The 1588-nt window shown below is 52.9% G+C and carries 2 protein-coding genes; both read right to left on the bottom strand.

Annotation, left to right across the window (positions count from 1 at the left end):
* Positions 1-31 precede the first annotated feature (31 nt).
* Complete coding sequence (locus EKD02_RS09810; protein WP_011890371.1) at positions 32-859, bottom strand: hypothetical protein; 828 nt, start codon at positions 857-859, stop codon at positions 32-34.
* A gap of 474 nt (positions 860-1333) precedes the next feature.
* A partial coding sequence (locus EKD02_RS09800; RefSeq protein ID WP_500681130.1) for a low molecular weight phosphatase family protein occupies positions 1334-1588 on the bottom strand: 255 nt, incomplete at its 5' end.

Here is a 1588-nt window from a genome sequence, read left to right as displayed (position 1 = left end):
TCATAAAAACAGCACACCCATAAAGCATTGCCTACAGCACACCCAATATCCACCCCTCCAGCTGCGCCTCATGATACTGACCGGGAAGCATCTCGGGACAGAAGAGTTCGGGGAGGCTTCCATCAAGATCAACCTGCCGAAGCATTGCCGCTACAGAATATGCATCATGCTGGTCGCCTGTCCTATCCTCGCGGGGAAACCCTTTGCTCCACAACGACGGATACACTTCACAAAGAACCGACTGCTCCCCACTCACCCTCCATCCGTCAAACGGCCAGAAATGCAGGCGGTCCCTGCTAAAACGGTTGCGCAGATACAGAAGCCAGGGAAGACCGGCATGGGTTGATTTCGCCACTGAACCGGGCACATCAAAATGAAAGACCGACTTGGCCCCGGCACGCTCTTCTGCAATACGCCGCCAGCGGGATTTGCCAGAACGGGCAGCACCATTGCCACGAAAACCGTCCCGAACAAAATCAACATAGGTATTCTCCCCGTCAGTAGGCCAGTGCTCCTGAAAATCCTTAAGAAACACATCCCAATCAGGCTCAATGTGGTGTACTTCAAAATAACGCAAAGGAAAGGAAAACCCATGATCGATGCCCACAAGAGAAGCCACACCCTCATCCAGCCGGCCACTGAGCCATTCAGCTATACCTCGTCTCGTCCAGTACTTGCGGGGGCCGGGCGGAGGCAACACCTCAACGGGAGCGTGCACCCTGTCGGCCTCATATACCCGCAACCCCTTAAGGCTTGATCCGGGCGTCTCGGCTCCGGAATAATCTATACCGATATAGCGGCTGAATGAGGGCATGGGAATGGGTTGCAATGGTTTATCGAACAGGCGACCCTGAAACATACGATATATTTCAAATTAGCTTTCAGCGTAAGCTTTTGGAATTTCCGAGATCACTCTTCCTGCTGAAGTACTCCACATCGACAGGGCGGCTATCGAGAAATAATAAGTGGGAGGAACATCCCGTTCAGCAGAAGCACCGGGAAAGTCCCGCCGACCCGGTGAACCGAAAGAGGAACCAGCCGAACGATCATCCCGGATACCCGAAAGCCGATGCAAAATCCTCCTCACCGGCGTCAACAATCAAGATTATGTCTGCATGACAGATCAACAATCCCTGGTTTAATACCGTCAAATTCAATGGGAGGGTATCGGGTAGAGAGTCACTGAAGTATGTTGAAGCAGAAAAAACATTGAGCGCTTTCTGTTACCATAAAGCGGCGAACATACCATAGGGGGAAACACCGTAAATTCAAGCCGTGGAAACGACACAAGAGGGTTGCCTCAGGTTCTGTCTGAATCGTTCACAGGCTTTGTTCAGGCTTTTTCAATCCAGTCGGCCAGGTTCGCCTGCAGTTCGTCGCGCACGCGACGAAAGGCTTCGAGCCGTTCTTCTTCGCTCCCTTCTGTTGCGGCGGGATCCTCAATCGGCCAGTAGATGCGGTTTTCCTCTACGGCCATGCCCGGCCAGATTCTCGGACAGGTATCATTGGCCTTGCTGCAGACGATTAAGAGGTAGTGTACGAAGGTCTTGCCGAGGTAGGTCGCTATGTCTTTCGGGTGCTGGCCGCT

The organism is Chlorobium phaeovibrioides, from assembly GCF_003968655.1.
GTDB classification, from domain to species: Bacteria; Bacteroidota; Chlorobiia; order Chlorobiales; family Chlorobiaceae; genus Chlorobium; species Chlorobium phaeovibrioides.
Note: the sequence above shows the minus strand (reverse complement) of the source record. Positions and strands in the feature narration are given on the sequence as shown.

Bases quoted from the DNA above. Each gene is read 5' to 3' on its own strand.
- EKD02_RS09810 (WP_011890371.1), bottom strand. From the start codon at position 859: ATGTTTCAGGGTCGCCTGTTCGATAAACCATTGCAACCCATTCCCATG.